Source organism: Embleya sp. NPDC050154 (assembly GCF_044460165.1).
Lineage (GTDB): Bacteria > Actinomycetota > Actinomycetes > Streptomycetales > Streptomycetaceae > Embleya.
Window position 1 is genome coordinate 83,585 of the sequence record NZ_JBITJP010000025.1, and the last position, 15,769, is coordinate 99,353.

Below are 15,769 nucleotides of genomic sequence, written 5' to 3' on the forward strand. Positions count from 1 at the left end.
GGGCCGGTCCACAACCCGGATTCAGAAACCATCCGGCAACCGTGCTTCAGGGGTGCGTCCGAAGAATTGCGCGCCCCGAACCGTTCGTCAAGGGGTTGCTTTCCCCCTCAGAGCCGACGGAACCCTTCCGCGGACCGAGAAAACCGGACGGAGGTCCCGATCCCGCGGCCTGCGACGAGAGTCTCGTCACAGTGGCCGACCGCGTTCGCGGAGAGCCTCGGGAAGCCTGGAAAACACGGTAGACCGGCGGTCCGACAACGACCGGATCCGGCGCTCGGAAGTCGCCGCGCGCGCCGTGGCGCGCGCCCTCGCCGAGGGGCGACGGGCCTGGTACGAGGGGGTCCGACGGGTGCCGAGGGTGTTGGGAGTATCACCCTTTCGAGCGAGGCCGACAGGGGTATCCCCACCCTCGCGCGGCCCGCTGCGGCGCTCGGCCGAGGAGGTGCGGCGCCCCCGGAGAACCCCGGAAAAGCCCGAAGGCGACCGCCCTGACGGACGATCGCCTTCGGTGATGCCACCCGGTGGGCGGCGTCGAATTACTTGACCTCGACCGAGGCGCCGGCGCCTTCGAGGGCAGCCTTCGCCTTCTCGGCGGCCTCCTTCGAGACCTTCTCCAGGAGCGCCTTGGGGGCGGAGTCCACGAGGTCCTTGGCCTCCTTCAGACCGAGGCTCGTGAGCGCGCGCACCTCCTTGATGACCTGGATCTTCTTGTCGCCGGCACCCGTGAGGATGACGTCGAACTCGTCCTGCTCCTCGACGGCCTCGGCGACAGCGCCCGGGCCGGCGGGGCCCGCGACGGCGACCGGGGCGGCAGCCTTCACGTCGAAGGTCTCCTCGAACAGCTTCACGAAGTCCGCGAGCTGGATGAGGGGCATGGCCTTGAACTCTTCGATGAGCTCTTCGTGGGTGAGCGCCATGATCGGCGGTCCTTCCTGATCAATTCGGCTGGTGCCGGGTGGTGTGGATGGGCGGGGGCGCTGCCCCCGGCGACGTCGGTCGCGACTGCCGAACTACTACTCGGCGGTCTCGGCCTCGGCGGCGGGAGCCGGCTCGCCGGCACCGCCCTGCTCGACCTTCGCCCGAAGCGCGTCCGCGGTGCGGACGAACTGCGAGAGCGGAGCCTGGAAGGTCGCCGCGGCCTTGGCCATGGATCCCTTCATGGCACCCGCCAGCTTGGCGAGCAGCACCTCGCGGGACTCGAGGTCCGCGAGCTTCTTGATCTCGTCGGCGCTGAGCGCCTTGCCCTCAAGGACGCCGCCCTTGATGACGAGAAGGGGGTTCGCCTTGGCGAAGTCACGCAGGCTCTTCGCGGCCTCCACGGGGTCACCCGTGACGAACGCGATCGCGGACGGGCCCTCGAGGAGGTCGTCGAGCTGATCGATGCCCGCCTCGTTGGCGGCGATCTTGGTCAGCGTGTTCTTCACCACGGCGTACTGCGCGTTCTCACCGAGCGAACGACGCAGCTCCTTGAGCTGCGCGACGGTGAGCCCGCGGTACTCGGTCAGCACTGCGGCGTTCGAGTCACGGAACTGCTCCGTGAGCTCGGCGACCGCGGCCGCCTTGTCGGGCCTCGCCATAGGGCTGGCCTCCTTCCGCGATGCGATTGCCGATCGACCGTGGCGGTCGATCGTGTGCCGGATGAATACGCCGGTCCGCAGGGCGGAAGGGGTCCACATACGAAAAACGCCCCGGCGCAGGCGCACGGGGCGTACATCCTCGAATCACGCGCCATGCGCGTGCCTCGGGGGCAACGTCTCACGTTCACACCTGCGCAGGTCGTCCGCGATGCGGAACCTTCGTTTGCCGACCCTGCCTTACGGCACGACGACAACGACCGACGGTCTTTGGCTTGGACTCAAGGTACGCGACGGCACTCGTTCGGAGCAAATCGGTTGCCGGCGAGTGGGCAACGACGGTTCTTCCGGCGGGCTTTCGGCCCGTCCCCGGTGCCCGCGCCCCGGTCGGCCGGGCGGGGACGAACGTGCCGAGGCCCGGCACACCGTGTGGTGTGCCGGGCCTCGTTCGCGTGCGGGGCGGTCAGACCGCCTCTTCCTCCACCAGGAGGTTGCGGGTGCGGTTGGGGTCGACCTGGATGCCGGGGCCCATCGTGGTCGAGACGCCGACCTTCTTGATGTAGCGACCCTTGGCGGCCGACGGCTTCGCGCGGAGCACCTCTTCGAGGGCGGCGGCGTAGTTCTCGACGAGCTGGGTGTCGTCGAACGTCGTCTTGCCGATGATGAAGTGCAGGTTCGAGTGCTTGTCGACGCGGAACTCGATCTTGCCGCCCTTGATCTCGTTCACGGCCTTCGCCACGTCGGGCGTGACCGTGCCGGTCTTCGGGTTGGGCATGAGGCCACGCGGGCCGAGCACGCGGCCCAGGCGGCCGACCTTGCCCATCAGGTCCGGGGTGGCGACGACGGCGTCGAAGTCGAGCCGACCCTTGGCGACCTCGTCGATGAGCTCGTCGGAACCGACGATGTCGGCGCCGGCGGCCTTGGCAGCCTCGGCACGGTCACCGGTCGCGAAGACCAGGACCCGGGCGGTCTTGCCGGTGCCGTGCGGGAGGATGACGGTGCTGCGGACCATCTGGTCGGCCTTGCGCGGGTCGACGCCCAGACGCATGGCCACCTCGACGGTGCCCGCGAACTTGGTGGGCGAGGTCTCCTTGGCCAGACGAACGGCCTCGAGGGGCGAGTAGAGCCGCTCGTGGTCGATCTTGGTGTCGGCCTCGCGGTAGGACTTGCTGCGCTTCACTGAAAGCTCCTGGAATTCTGAAAGGAGTTGTGGTGGGAGCGGGTCGCGCGGACCCTTCCACTCCGCGGGGCCGTGGGCTTTCGCGCACGTCCTCGCGTCGGTTCCGGTACTGCCTGACTGCGGGGCTCGATCAGCCCTCGACCGTGATGCCCATCGAACGCGCGGTGCCGGAGATGATCTTCTCGGCGGCGTCGATGTCGTTGGCGTTCAGGTCGGCCATCTTGGTCTGCGCGATGCCGCGGATCTGCTCGCGGGTGACCTTGGCGACCTTGGTCTTGTGCGGCTCGCCCGAGCCCTTCTCGACACCGGCGGCCTTGAGGATCAGGCGCGCGGCCGGCGGCGTCTTCGTCACGAAGGTGAAGGAACGGTCTTCGTAGACCGAGATCTCCACCGGGACGATGTCGCCACGCTGCGACTCGGTCGCGGCGTTGTAGGCCTTGCAGAACTCCATGATGTTGACGCCGTGCTGACCCAGCGCGGGGCCGACCGGCGGGGCCGGCGTGGCTGCGCCGGCCTTGATCTGCAGCTTGATGATCGCTGACAGCTTCTTCTTCTTGGGAGGCATTTTTTCCGGGTCCTTCGACGAGATGTACGTCCCGATCACCACGCGGAGCGCGGACGTGTTCGGGCCCGCCACGCGGTGCGGCGCCCCCTCAACGATAACCACCGTTGTGAGGGCGCCTTGTCCACCACCCGGATGCGACCCCGGCGAAACGGGGTCCCACCTGGGGGAAGTATCAGTTCTTCTGGATCTGGTTGAACGAGAGCTCGACCGGCGTCTCGCGCCCGAAGATCTCCACCAGGCCCTTGACCTTCTGCGAATCGGCGTTGATCTCGTTGATCGTCGCCTGCAGCGTCGCGAAGGGACCGTCGATGACGGTGACCGAGTCGCCGACCTCGAAGTCGAGCACCTTGACCTCGGTCGTGCTCTTGGCACCGCTGCCGCCGCCGGTCGCCTTCTCCTCCTCGGGGGCGAGGATCTTGACGACCTCGTCGAGGGTGAGCGGGAAGGGCTCGTGCGCGTTGCCGACGAAGCCGGTGACACCGGGGGTGTTCCGGACGGCGCCCCACGACTCGTTCGTCAGGTCCATCCGGACCAGCACGTAGCCGGGGAACTTGTTGCGCTTGACGGTCTTGCGCTGGCCGTTCTTGATCTCGACGACCTCTTCCTGCGGCACCTCGACCTGGAAGATGTAGTCCTCCATGTTGAGCGAGGTGGTGCGGGACTCGAGGTTGGCCTTCACGCGGTTCTCGTAGCCGGCGTACGAGTGGATGACGTACCACTCGCCCGGGGCGCGGCGGAGCGCTTCCTTGAAGTCCTCGATCGGGTCGCCCTCGGGGGCGTCCTCGAGCTCGGCGTCGTCCTCGGCCTCGGCGGCCTCGTCGTCGTCCTCGAACTCTTCGTCGTCCACGCCCTCGGCGTCGTCCTCGGTGGCCTCGGCGTCTTCCACTTCGTCATCGGTGGAGACGGCCGGGGCCTCGGCCGCGTCCTCGAGGGCGTCCTCGAGAGCAGCGGCCTCCGCCTGCTCCGACAGGGCCGCCGTCTCGTCGGCGGAGTTGTCGGCGGACAGGTTCGGGTCAGACACGTTGGGTGCTTCTTCCTGGCTGGGGGTCGAACGGTCGTTGCAGGCGCGCTGCGCAAGGGTGGGGCTCAGCCGAAGATGGCGAGCGCTGCCTTCGCGAAGCCGAGGTCGAGTCCGTAGACGATTCCGATGATCATCAGACAGAACACGATGACCACCGTGGTGTACGTGCTCAGCTCGTTGCGGGTCGGCCAAACGACCTTGCGCAGCTCGGCGATGATTTGCCGGTAGAAGAGAGCCGCCCGCGCGAACAGGTTTTTCTTCTTCTGCTCCGGCTTGCCCGAAGAGCCCTTCGGGCGGTTCGCCCGGCGACCGCCGGGGGGCTCGTCGTCGGAGCCGCGGCCATCAGAGCTGCTGTGCTCAGGCGTAGCCGTGGAGCCGTGGGCCTCCGTCAACTCGTCCTCACCTGATCCGGTCCGACCGTGGATCACCGACGGGGTTGTCGGCGCCGACAGTTTGCGCTGACTGCGTGCGAGTCACGGTCGATCCGGGGATCGACCGCGGTCACACATCGCAGGGCACGAGGGACTTGAACCCCCAACCCCCGGTTTTGGAGACCGGTGCTCTGCCAATTGAGCTAGTGCCCTTCATCCGGTCATCAACCTAGCGGAGTCGCCGACCCGAGAACACGAAATTTTCGGGCGCGGCAGCACGCAGGTTGGGACCGCCAAGCGTCGAGTGTACGGGGTCGAGTGCGTCAGGTCGAACCCGTGCCGCGCGGGCCGGCCGTCGGGCGCCGCCCGCCCGTTTTCCGCGTGCCCCCGGTGGGACCGGAATGGCACCATGCCGGGCATGACGGCTCCCACCTCCAGTTCCCCGTCCGTACCCGCGCCCGAGCGTCGGATCTCCGCCCTCGTCGGCGCCATCGCCGAGTCCGCGACGCTCGCGGTCGATGCCAAGGCCAAGGCGCTCAAGGCGGCCGGTCGCCCCGTGGTCGGCTTCGGCGCCGGCGAGCCGGACTTCCCGACGCCCGACTACATCGTGGACGCGGCGGTCGCGGCGTGCCGCGAGCCCGGGTTCCACCGGTACACCCCGGCCGGCGGGCTGCCGGAGTTGAAGGCCGCGATCGTCGCCAAGACACTGCGCGACTCGGGCCTGGCGGTGGAGCCGGACCGGGTGCTCGTCACCAACGGCGGCAAGCAGGCCATCCACGAGGCGTTCGCCGCCATCCTGGATCCGGGCGACGAGGTGCTGGTGCCCGCGCCGTACTGGACCACCTACCCGGAGTCGATCAAGCTCGCGGGCGGGGTTCCGGTGGCGGTGGTCGCCGACGAGACCACCGGCTATCTGGTGTCCGTCGAGCAGTTGGAGGCGGCGCGCACCGAGCGCACCAAGGTGCTGGTGTTCGTCTCGCCGTCGAACCCGACCGGCGCGGTGTACTCGCGGGCCCGGACCGAGGCGATCGGGCGCTGGGCGGTCGAGCACGGGCTGTGGGTGCTGACCGACGAGATCTACGAACACCTCGTCTACGACGACACCGAGTTCGTCTCGATGCCGGTGGTGGTGCCGGAGCTGGCGGATCGCTGCGTGATCGTCAACGGCGTCGCCAAGACCTACGCGATGACCGGCTGGCGGGTCGGCTGGGTGATCGGTCCCCGGGACGTGATCAAGGCCGCGACGAACCTCCAGTCGCACGCCACCTCGAACGTGTGCAACGTGGCGCAGGCCGCCGCGCTGGCCGCGCTGACCGGCGACCTGACCGCGGTGGACACGATGAAGGTGGCCTTCGACCGCCGCCGGCGCACGATCGTGCGGATGTTGAACGAGATCCCGGGCGTGCGGTGCCCCGAGCCCAAGGGCGCCTTCTACGTGTATCCGTCGGTCAAGGGGGTGCTGGGCCGAAGGATCCGCGGCGCCCGCCCGAGCAGCTCGGCCGAGTTGGCGAGCCTGATCCTGGACGAGGTCGAGGTGGCCGTGGTGCCGGGCGAGGCCTTCGGCACCCCGGGCTATCTGCGGTTGTCCTACGCGCTCGGCGACGACGATCTGGTCGAGGGCATCGGGCGGATCGCGCGGCTGCTGGCCGAGGCCGAGTAGGCGTCCGCGTGCCCTGGGGCCGTTGCACGGGAGACCGGGCGGCGGCCCTTTCGCGGCGGTCTTGGGTGCGGGCGCGCGGGTGGACGCGGAGGCGTTCACGCGCCGGCCCCCGAAGTTTCCGCTCTCCTTCAGGGGGATCATCCGCGGTACCCCTCACGTGGACGGGGCCGGTGGTCCATGATCTGTGGATGGATCGTCCCGCACGCGATGTCCGCACCCTCCCGAAGGCTCATCTCCACCTGCACTTCACGGGATCCATGCGGTCGGAAACCCTGTTGGAACTGGCGGATCTGCACGGAGTGCGGCTGCCCGACTCGCTGACCTCGGGTCGACCACCACGATTGCGGGCCACCGACGAGCGGGGCTGGTTCCGCTTCCAGCGGCTGTACGACATCGCCCGCTCGTGTGTGCGGACCGCGGACGACATGCATCGGCTGGTCCGCGAGGCGGCCGAGGACGACCGGGCCGAGGGGTCGGGCTGGTTGGAGATCCAGGTGGATCCGACCTCGTACGCGCCTCGTCTGGGCGGACTGACGCCCGCGGTGGAGATCGTGCTGGACGCGGTGGAGGCCGCCCGCGCGGCGACCGGGATCGGGATCGCCGTGGTGATCGCGGCCAATCGCACCAAGCACCAATTGGAGGCGCGCACGCTGGCCCGGCTCGCCGCGCAGTACACCGATCGCGGCGTGGTCGGGTTCGGGTTGTCCAACGACGAGCGGCGGGGTCGGGCGCCCGCGTTCGAGCGGGCCTTCGAGATCGCCCGGCACGCCGGGTTGTTCGCGAACCCGCACGGTGGCGAGTTGGACGGGCCGCGCAGCATTCGCGAATGCGTGGACGTGTTGGGCGCGCGCAGGCTCGGGCACGGGATCCGGGTGGTGGAGGATCCCGAGCTGATGGCGCTGCTGGCGCGGCGGCGGATCGTGTGCGAGGTGTGCCCGGCCTCCAACGTCGCGCTCGGCGTCTACGACAAGGTCTCGGACGTGCCGCTGCGGAGGCTGTTCGAGGCGGGGGTGCCGATCGCGCTGGGTGCCGACGATCCGTTGTTGTTCGGGTCCCGGTTGGCCGCGCAGTACGAGCTGGCCCGGGACGAACACGGGTTCACCGATCCGGAGTTGGCCGAACTGGCCCGGCAGTCGATCCTCGGGTCGGTGGCGCCGGCGCAGGTACAGCGGGCGTTGCTGGACGGGGTGGACGGGTGGCTGGCGGCACCGGGTGCCGCGCCGGCGCCGGATCTGGTTCCGGCCCGGCCGCCGGTCGGGTGAGCCGACGGGGGGCGCGGATTTCGGGCGGCCCGAGCGGTCAGAGCTTGGCGTTGATCAGGACCGGTTCGTTGACCAGGGTGACGCCGAACGTCGCGTGCACACCGTCCCGGACCTCGCGGGCCAGGGTGAGCAGGTCCTCGGTGCTGGCCCGGCCCCGGTTGGTCAGGGCCAGGGTGTGCTTGGTGGAGATCCGCGCCCGGCCCTGCCCGTAGCCCTTGGGGAAGCCGGCGCGTTCGATCAGCCAGGCCGCGGAGGTCTTGACGTGGTCGTCGCCGGACGGGTAGCGCGGCGGGGTGGCGTCGGGGCCCAGGTGCCGCGCGGCCCGCGCGGTCAGGTCGGCGAAGGCGTCGTGGGTCAGGATCGGGTTGGTGAAGAACGAACCCGCGCTCCAGGTGTCGTGGTCGGCCGGGTCCAGCACCATGCCCTTGCCGCGCCGCAGGCCGAGCACCGCGGCGCGGGCGGCCTCGACCGGGACCCGCTCACCGGGCTCGACGCCGAGCGCGCGGGCCAGTTCCGCGTACCGGATCGGCGCCGAGCGGCCGGCGTCGTCGCGCAGTCGAAAGCGCACCCGCAGCACCACGTAGCGGTCGTCGCCCTTGAACACGCTGTGCCGGTAGGTGAAGCCGCACTCGGCGGCGGTCAGCGTGCGCGGCGCGCGCTCGGTGCGGTCGTAGACCTCGACCGAGGCGATGGTCTCGGCGACCTCCTGGCCGTACGCGCCGACGTTCTGCACCGGGGTCGCGCCGGCGCTGCCCGGGATGCCCGCGAGGCATTCGATGCCGGACAACCCCGCGGCGACGGCGGCGGTGACCACGTCGTCCCACGGCACGCCGGCCTCGACGCTCACGTCGGTGCCGTCGACGCGGAGTCCGGTGGTGGCGATCCGCAGCACGTCGCCCGGGAAGCCGTCGTCGCCGACGACCAGGTTGCTGCCGCCGCCGAGCACGAGCAACGGGATGCCCTGCTCGTCGGCGGCGCGCACGGTCGCCAGTACCGCGTCGGTGGTCGTGGCCGTGTGGAGCCGACGAGCCGGACCGCCGAGGCGGAGGGTGGTCAGGGAGGCGAGAGGCGCGTCGGTTTCAGGCTGCACCGTTGGATTCTCGCATCACCCGACCGGGGCGGGACTCAGGCCAGCTGCACGATGGCCCGGGGCACGCCCAGGACCTTGGCGCCGGCGGCGGTGACCAGCAGGTCCACCCGGGCCCGGCGGTCGTCCAGGAGCACCGCGACCTTGCCGCTGACCTCGATGGTCGCGCCGTCGACGGTGTCGGGGACCACGACCGGCTTGGTGAAGCGCACACCGAACTCGATCAGCGCGCCCGGGTCGCCGAGCCAGCCGGTGACCACGCGTGCGGCCTCGGCCATGGTGAACATCCCGTGCGCGATGACGTCGGGCAGGCCGACCTCGCCGGCGAAGCGGCCGTTCCAGTGGATCGGGTTGAAGTCGCCGGAGGCGCCCGCGTAGCGGACCAGGGTCTCGCGGGTGACCGGGAAGCTGCGCGCGGGCAGTTCGGTGCCGACCTCGACGTCGTCGAAGGAGATCTTGGCGGTCATGATCAGGCCTCCGAGTCGGCGGCCCGGGCCACCAGGGACGAGAGCGCGGTGACGATGTGCTCGCCCTCCACCGTGGTCACCTCGGCGCGCGTGGTGAGGATGTCGTTGCCCGCGAGGGACTTGATGTTGTCCACGGTGGTCACCACGGTCAGTCGGTCGCCCGCGCGAACCGGCCGCGTGTAGGTGAACTTCTGGTCTCCGTGCACGACGCGCGAGTAGTCCAGGCCCAGTTCGGGGTCGTACACCACCTGGTCGGCCGCGCGCATGGTGACCACGATCGCGAACGTCGGCGGCGCGATCACGTCCGGGTGGCCGAGCGCCTTGGCCGCCTCGGGGTCGTTGTACGCGGGATCGGGGTCACCGATCGCCGCGGCGAACTCGCGGATCTTCTCCCGACCCACCTCGTACGGCTCGGTGGGCGGATACGTCCGTCCGATGAACTTCGCGTCCAGCGGCATGAAGCGGGTCTCCCTGATGGATGGGCGGGGCTGATGGATGGCGGACCGTTGCATCGCGGGCCGGCGGAGGCGGGCCGGCGCGGGCGACGTTGCGGAGAATACGACAACGAGGCCACCCCCCTTGCGGGGAGTGGCCTCGTCGGTGTCGTGGTGCGAGCCGCTAGCGGGTTTCGCGGTGCGCGGTGTGCGCGTTGCAGCGGGGGCAGTGCTTCTTCATCTCAAGACGGTCCGGGTCGTTACGCCGGTTCTTCTTGGTGATGTAGTTCCGCTCCTTGCACTCCACGCAGGCCAGCGTGATCTTCGGGCGGACGTCGGTGGCAGCCACTGGAGTGCCTTCCTTGCGGTCAGGGGTGAATACAGCAAAAGCAGCCGATGCGGAGTCTCCCCCGAATCGGCTCGCTTGGTAGCGGCGACCGGACTTGAACCGGTGACACAGCGATTATGAGCCGCTTGCTCTACCGTCTGAGCTACGCCGCCTCAACGAGGCCCCCGCCTGTTCCCAGGCGGGGATCCCATCGTCTGAGCCCCAATACGGAATCGAACCGTAGACCTTCTCCTTACCATGGAGACGCTCTACCGACTGAGCTATTGGGGCGAGCAGGAAAACCATACACGCTGCCCGTCACCGATCGGAAATCGATTGGCGCAACGCCCCCGGCTCGACTACTCGGTGGACCAAACAGACCTGGTCAGAGCCCCTTCGACGGTTTGCGCGTACACGGCGGCGGCCAGCCACGCAGCGGACAAAAGGTCGTTGTCGCCCGTGCGAAGACGCCCGAAAACATCCCGTTCGCGGCCCGCCGCGACGTGCGTGAGGCGCTCGACCAGATCCGCCCCCGTGGTCAGTCCGACCCGGCGCAGTCGGGCGGTGTCGCCGGCGGTGGAGCCGGCCAGGGCGAGTACCGGCCGGCCGCCGCTGATCGCGCGTTCGACGTGACGGTGCATCAGGTACAGCGGGGCGGGCGACGGTTCCTCGGCAGCGCCGGTCGGCGCCCCGGCCGGCGCTGCACTCGGGAGGTCGGCACGATGCAGCCGGTCCAGGCCCAGGTCGATCCGGCCCAGCCGCTCCTCGGTCAGCCGCAGGGTGGGCCCGTCCCCCGGTGGGATGCCGATCGCCAGCACCCGGACCGCGCGGTCGGCACCGGGTTCGAGCCGACCGATCAGCCGCAGCCGCAGGCCGGGGCAGGTTGCCAGCAGGCGCAGGTTGTCCCGGTAGGCGAAGGCGGGGTCGGCGTGCGCGACCAGCAGGTGCACATCCAGTTCGCCGCACGCGGCGTGCACCCGGTCCCGGGCGCCGGCGGTGGTGCCGAGCACGGTGACGTCGAGGAAGAGCAGGTCGGCGCCGGCGGGACGGTCGTCGGGGGGCAGGTCGCGATGACCCACCACGCGGTCGACCTGGGCGGGCAGCGGGACCTCCCACAGATCGCGCAGGGGTTCCTCGGTCCAGGCCACGCCGCTCGCCCGTGCCGCGCGCACGCCCTGGCCGGCGCCCAGTCGGCCGCCCGCGGACGCGGTGGCACCGGAGACGACCAGGCCCGCACGGGTCAACGCGACCGGGTCGATGGAGGTGTCGCCGACCCGGATCGCGCGGGTCGCGGCACCGACCGCGCGTTCGGCGCCGCCGGGTGCGACGTCGCCGATCGTGCGCAGCGTGCCGGTGGAGTCCACAGTGGTGGTCACCGCGCCCGCGAAGCCGCGTGCGGTCAGCACCGGTTCGGTGAACAGGCCGTACAGGCGCAGCGAACCGGCCGCGGCGTAGGCCCGGCGGGAGGTGCCGCGCAACGCCTCGAGCGCCTGCGCGGCCTCGCCCGTCGAGGTCCGCAACGCATGGGCGACGTCGAGCAGTTCGCGCAGTGCGGCGACCAGCTCGGCGAGCCGGTACGCGGGATCGTCGGCGCGGGCGGCGCGCAGCCCGGTGGCCACCGCGACGGCGGCGGCGGACGCGCGGTGCAGTCCGGCCAGACGCGCGGTGTGCGCGGCGCGCAGCAGGCCGGCCTGGAGCACCGCGCCGGCGCTGTCCAGGCCGGCGTCCACGATCGCGGCGCCGGCGGTCCACAGCGCGTCGGCGGCGGCGCGTTCGGCGTCGGTGGGGCCGGCGGGTTCGGCGCCGATGGGTTCGACGGCCTCGGTCGGCGCCGCGGTCCCGGCCGGGTCCGTGGTCTCGGTGCCGGCGTCGGCGCCGGGTGTGCCTTCGGCGACCGGGGCCGAGGCGGCGGCCGCGGCGCGGTGTACGCAGGCGGGTGCGAGCAGGCACGAGCAGCGCAGGTCGGCGGTGGTGGTGACCGCCCCGGTCGGGATGTACAGGGTCAGTTCGGCGTCGTCGCCGACGGTGATCCGCACGGTGTCGCCGTCGCGTTCGACCGCGCACGCGGCGAGTTTGCCGATCGCGGCGTCCAGGCGTTTGCGCAGGCGCGGGGTGAGTGCCTCGACGATGTCGGCGGTGACGTCCGGCGCGACGGGTGGCAGGCCCTGCGTGCTCATCGGACCTTCTCTCCGACCCAGCGGGCCAGTTCGGTGGGGCTCAGGGCGGCGACCGGCATGCCGGCGGCGACGAGGCTGCCGGCGACGGCGGTGGAGTAGCGCGGCCGGCCCGCGTCGTCCAGGCTCGCGCAGCCGAGGATGTGGCAGCCGGAGGAGGCCAGCGCACGCACCTCGCCGAGCAGGCCGCCCAGCGGGTAGCCCTCCTCGAAGTCGCTGATCACGGTGATCAGCGTGCGGGAGGGCACGGTGACCAGTTCGCGGGCGGCCCGCAGGCCGGCGGCGATGTGCGTGCCGCCGCCGACGTTCACCTCCAGGAGCAGGCCGAGCGGGTCGTGCACATGCTCGGTGAGGTCGATCACCTCGGTGGAGAAGGCCAGGAAGTGCGTGCTCAGCGACGGGACGCCGGCCAGGATCGACGCGGTGAGCGCGGACCAGATGGTGGAGGCCTCCATCGAGCCGGACACGTCGACGACCAGGATCAGCCGCCAGTCGTTGCTGCGGCTCGCGCGGGTCCTGAAGATCGGCCGCTCCGGGACCACGACCACGGTGCCCTCCGGGTTGCGGCGGGCGGTGGTGAGGTTGGCGCGGAGGGTGCGCGGCAGGTCGAGCGCGCCGCCGGGGCGGCGGGTCGGGCGCGGTGTGGTGATGCCGGTCAGGGCGGGTCGCAGGCGGGTGGCGAGTTCGCGGGTGAGCTCGGCGACGATCCGGGCGATCAGCGGGCGCAGCAGCGCGAGTTTGCCCTCGGGGAGGCCGCCGGCGTGGGCCAGGACGGTCTTGAGCAGGTCCACGGAGGGGCGGGCGGCGGCCGGGTCGAGGTGGGTGAGCACGTCGGTGCGCCCGGCCGCCGCGGCGGCGGCCAGCACCTCCTCGCGGACGGCGGGGCCGAACAGGGCGATCAGTTCCTCGGACCATTCCCGCACGCCCGGGTAGGGGGCTTCCCGGCCGCCGCGGTCGCCGTCGCCGAGGTCGCCCCGGGCACCTTCGCCTCGGCCGGTGCCGTAGAGCTCGTCGAGCGCGGTGGCCATCCGGGCGGCGTTGCCCGGGAGGCGGTCGGAGCGGCGGCCGAGAATGAGCTTCCAGCGCTGGGCGCTCGGGATTTCGTGGGCGGGTGGCGGGATTGCGGTCCGGTCGGCCGGCAATTGTGCGCCCTCGCCCACCGGTTGCGCGGAATTCGGAGGCTGCGGTGTTACGGCGCCGGGCGAGCCGATCTCGTCTCGCGACGCGCCGGCGGTGGGTTCGGGTGGGGGTAGCAGGCCGCGTCGGGTGAGGGCTTCGCGGGCGGCCAGGTCGGCACCGGTCCAGCGGGCCAGTTCGAGCGGGTCGGTGTCGGTGTCGACGCGGTCGCCCAGGTGGTCGGCCACCGCGTCCAGTACCCGGTCGCGGGCCGCGGGGCTGAGCGTGTCGAAGCCGCCGCGCAGCGCCGGCAGGCGCTCCAGGAACGGGCGGTCGGCAAGGGTGTCGACGCGGTCCAGGAGCGCGGTCGACACCGGGCCGCCGGTTTGCAGCAGCGGGCCGGCCGCCGTGAGCAGGCCGGTGAGTCGACGGGTCAGGTCGGCGCGGGCCGCGGGAGTGGTCGCGGTGTCGATCCAGGAGCCGATCCGGTCGCCGAGGACGACCGCGTCCTCGTGCCCGAGCAGGACCCGGATCGCACCGGCGGCGGCGGACATCAGCGGCGAACCGTCGGCGGCCAGCCGGGCCAGTCCGGTGGACAGCCGCAGTCCGCCGAAAGCGTCGGCGCGCCCGGCCAGATCGGCCAGGGCTCGCGCGTCGGCGGGATCGTCGGATCCGTCCAGGCCGTCGAGGTGGCGGACGGCGGCGGTGAGCAGGGTCCGGGTGATGTCGGGTCCCCCGGCGGAGCCGGACTTCGAGTCGACCGCCTTCGGGTCGGCGTCTGCCGTCTCGTTGCCCGGCGCGTCGTTGCCCGGCTCGGACTCGGATGCCGCCTCGGGCTCGGGTGCGGGCTCCGGTGCGACGCCCAGGTGGCCCGCGTGGATGCGGTCGGTCAGGGTCAGCGCGGTGAGCAGGTTCGGAAGGGTGGCGATGCCGGGGAGGGTGTCGGCGGTCTCGGTCAGCCGGGTCGCGGTGAGCTCGGTCAGGCCGCACGCGGCGGCGCGTTCGAGCCCGGTGAGGATCTGTTCGGCGGTGGGGCCGCCCTCGTCGAGTTCGGTCCGGTGCCGCGCGCGCAGGGTGCCTTCGGCAGCCTGTTCGGGGGTCACGCCGCGCGTGCCGGCCGCGTCCAGCAGTGCCGCGGCGGACGGTGTCCAGCGCACCCGCCAGCGGGTGGTGACCGCGTCCGCACCGCCCGCGCCGACCACCGCGACCGGTTCGGCGTACGGGATCCGACAGGTCGTCAGTTGTTGCAGGAGCAGTTCGCGGCGCCGATCCAGGTCGCTGCGCAGCGGGTCCAGGCGCAGGTCGCGTTCGGCCGGGTCGGCGGGGCCGGGCAGGCCGAGTTCGGCGATCCGGCGTTCGACCTCGGGGCCCAGGCCGCTGCGCGGCGCGGCCGGCGCGGGGCGGCCGGCCCGGGTGCCGACCAGAACGTGTTCGAGCGCGCGGGCCACCGAGCGGCCCCGGCCCAGCGGCTCGCCGTGCGTGAGCACGGTCTGCACCGCCTCGAGCAGTTCGCCGCGGCCCGCCGCGGGCAGCCCGCGCAGGTTGGCCAGGTCGCCGGCGAGCCGGACGATCTCGCGGGCGTCGGCCGGCCCGCTGGGGTGACCCTGGCGGCGCAGTTCGGCGCAGATCCGGACGGCCGCGGCGATCAGCGCCTCGTACAGCGCGGCCGGGTCGCCGCCGGATTCCAGCACACTCTGCTGCCACTCCGGGTCGCGGATGCCGGCCGGGTAGCCGGAGCGCGCGTCCAGGAGCGGGTAGGTGTACGGGATCAGCGACATCGTGACGTCGGCGATCTCGGCGGCGGGCGCGACGGTGTCCTGGTCGAGCAGGGCCGGCGCGTGGAAGGCGCCGAGCACCACCGCGGCGCGCGCGCCGCCGGCGGTCGCCTCGCGCAGGGTGGCGCGCATCCACGCCTCGCGGCGCAGGTCGACCGGGTCCACGCTGCCCGCGTCGCGGCGCAGTGCCCAGCCGACGGTGAGCGCCGCCCGGCGGATCGCCTCGGCGGGCGAGCCGGGTGCGGTGGCCTCGACCAGCCGGTCCCACAGGTCGTCGCCGGCGCGGCCGGTGAGCCGGTCGCGCAGCGCGGCGTGCAGTGTCCCCGCGCCGTGTGCCGCGCCGTCGCCGGCGTCCGCGGGCACGTGGTCGGTGCGGTCCCATCCGGGGTGCCCCAGCGGAAGGTCGCACGGGATCGCGGGGACGCCGTTGCGGGCGGCCCAGCGCAGGGCGGCCAGCTCCGGCGAGAAGTCGGCGAACGGGTAGAAGCCGAGCCCGTTCGGCCCGGTCCCGGCCAGTGCGATCGGAGCCCGGGTGTCCTTGTGCGCGAGCCACTCCAGCCAGGGCGCGGCCTCGTGCGGCAGTTCGACGAGCAGGACCTCGGGGCGGGCCGCGTCCAGCAGGGCCGGGACGGCGGCGGCGAGCGAGGGGGCGTGGTGGCGCACGCCGATCAGGTAGGGCTGCCGGGACGCGGCCAGGCGCTCGGCGGCGGGACGGGCCTCGTCGATGGGCCCGTCCGTACGTGTGGTCGACACCT

Annotated in this window: 14 protein-coding genes and 3 tRNA genes; 2 read left to right on the forward strand and 15 right to left on the reverse strand. The window is 72.0% G+C overall.

Annotated features, from left to right (window positions below; all coding sequences use genetic code 11):
- Window positions 1–536: 536 nt before the first annotated feature.
- The 7 genes from rplL to ACIBSV_RS38945 all read right to left on the reverse strand — a co-directional run bounded on the left by rplL (window position 537) and on the right by ACIBSV_RS38945 (window position 4,924).
- Window positions 537–917: a 50S ribosomal protein L7/L12 gene (rplL, locus tag ACIBSV_RS38915; protein ID WP_395871699.1), complete on the reverse strand. Its 381-nt coding sequence runs from the start codon at window positions 915–917 to the stop codon at window positions 537–539.
- Window positions 918–1,013: 96 nt separating this feature from the next.
- A complete protein-coding gene (rplJ, locus tag ACIBSV_RS38920; protein WP_395871701.1) occupies window positions 1,014–1,577 on the reverse strand; it encodes a 50S ribosomal protein L10 in 564 nt (187 codons plus the stop codon).
- Between the two features lie 460 nt (window positions 1,578–2,037).
- Window positions 2,038–2,754 carry a 50S ribosomal protein L1 gene (rplA, locus tag ACIBSV_RS38925; RefSeq protein WP_020549249.1) on the reverse strand — a complete coding sequence of 239 codons (717 nt, stop codon included), beginning with the start codon at window positions 2,752–2,754 and terminating at the stop codon, window positions 2,038–2,040.
- 130 nt (window positions 2,755–2,884) lie between these two features.
- A complete protein-coding gene (rplK, locus tag ACIBSV_RS38930; RefSeq protein WP_020549250.1) occupies window positions 2,885–3,319 on the reverse strand; it encodes a 50S ribosomal protein L11 in 435 nt (144 codons plus the stop codon).
- A gap of 172 nt (window positions 3,320–3,491) precedes the next feature.
- Entirely contained in the window at window positions 3,492–4,340 is an 849-nt protein-coding gene (gene nusG / locus ACIBSV_RS38935) for a transcription termination/antitermination protein NusG (RefSeq protein WP_395871703.1), read from the reverse strand.
- 65 nt (window positions 4,341–4,405) lie between these two features.
- The gene (gene secE, locus ACIBSV_RS38940; protein ID WP_079026295.1) at window positions 4,406–4,732 is read right to left on the reverse strand and encodes a preprotein translocase subunit SecE; all 327 of its coding nucleotides are present in this window, start codon (window positions 4,730–4,732) and stop codon (window positions 4,406–4,408) included.
- Window positions 4,733–4,851: 119 nt separating this feature from the next.
- Window positions 4,852–4,924, reverse strand: a tRNA-Trp gene (locus ACIBSV_RS38945).
- A 196-nt stretch (window positions 4,925–5,120) separates the two neighbouring features.
- On the opposite strand from ACIBSV_RS38945, the gene ACIBSV_RS38950 reads away from it, so the two are divergent.
- Window positions 5,121–6,371, forward strand: coding sequence for a pyridoxal phosphate-dependent aminotransferase (locus tag ACIBSV_RS38950; protein WP_395871704.1), 1,251 nt, complete (start codon window positions 5,121–5,123; stop codon window positions 6,369–6,371).
- 188 nt (window positions 6,372–6,559) lie between these two features.
- The gene (locus ACIBSV_RS38955; protein ID WP_395871706.1) at window positions 6,560–7,633 is read left to right on the forward strand and encodes an adenosine deaminase; all 1,074 of its coding nucleotides are present in this window, start codon (window positions 6,560–6,562) and stop codon (window positions 7,631–7,633) included.
- A 37-nt stretch (window positions 7,634–7,670) separates the two neighbouring features.
- Here the strand turns inward: ACIBSV_RS38955 and ACIBSV_RS38960 are convergent, their stop codons facing one another.
- The 8 genes from ACIBSV_RS38960 to ACIBSV_RS38995 form a co-directional block, all read right to left on the reverse strand.
- Complete coding sequence (locus ACIBSV_RS38960; protein WP_395871708.1) at window positions 7,671–8,723, reverse strand: UDP-N-acetylmuramate dehydrogenase; 1,053 nt, start codon at window positions 8,721–8,723, stop codon at window positions 7,671–7,673.
- Window positions 8,724–8,758: 35 nt separating this feature from the next.
- Entirely contained in the window at window positions 8,759–9,187 is a 429-nt protein-coding gene (locus ACIBSV_RS38965) for a MaoC family dehydratase (RefSeq protein ID WP_395871710.1), read from the reverse strand.
- Window positions 9,188–9,189: 2 nt separating this feature from the next.
- On the reverse strand, window positions 9,190–9,645 hold the full coding sequence (locus ACIBSV_RS38970; RefSeq protein ID WP_395871712.1) for a MaoC family dehydratase N-terminal domain-containing protein: 456 nt from the start codon (window positions 9,643–9,645) through the stop codon (window positions 9,190–9,192).
- Between the two features lie 160 nt (window positions 9,646–9,805).
- On the reverse strand, window positions 9,806–9,970 hold the full coding sequence (rpmG, locus tag ACIBSV_RS38975) for a 50S ribosomal protein L33 (RefSeq protein WP_004571794.1): 165 nt from the start codon (window positions 9,968–9,970) through the stop codon (window positions 9,806–9,808).
- A 76-nt stretch (window positions 9,971–10,046) separates the two neighbouring features.
- Window positions 10,047–10,122: transfer RNA gene (locus ACIBSV_RS38980), tRNA-Met, on the reverse strand.
- Between the two features lie 45 nt (window positions 10,123–10,167).
- Window positions 10,168–10,240 (reverse strand) — tRNA-Thr (locus ACIBSV_RS38985).
- A 68-nt stretch (window positions 10,241–10,308) separates the two neighbouring features.
- A complete protein-coding gene (locus ACIBSV_RS38990) occupies window positions 10,309–12,126 on the reverse strand; it encodes a hypothetical protein (protein ID WP_395871714.1) in 1,818 nt (605 codons plus the stop codon).
- Window positions 12,123–15,767: a DUF5682 family protein gene (locus ACIBSV_RS38995; protein WP_395871716.1), complete on the reverse strand. Its 3,645-nt coding sequence runs from the start codon at window positions 15,765–15,767 to the stop codon at window positions 12,123–12,125. The genes ACIBSV_RS38990 and ACIBSV_RS38995 overlap by 4 nt, the downstream gene beginning before the upstream one ends.
- Between the last annotated feature and the right edge of the window lie 2 nt (window positions 15,768–15,769).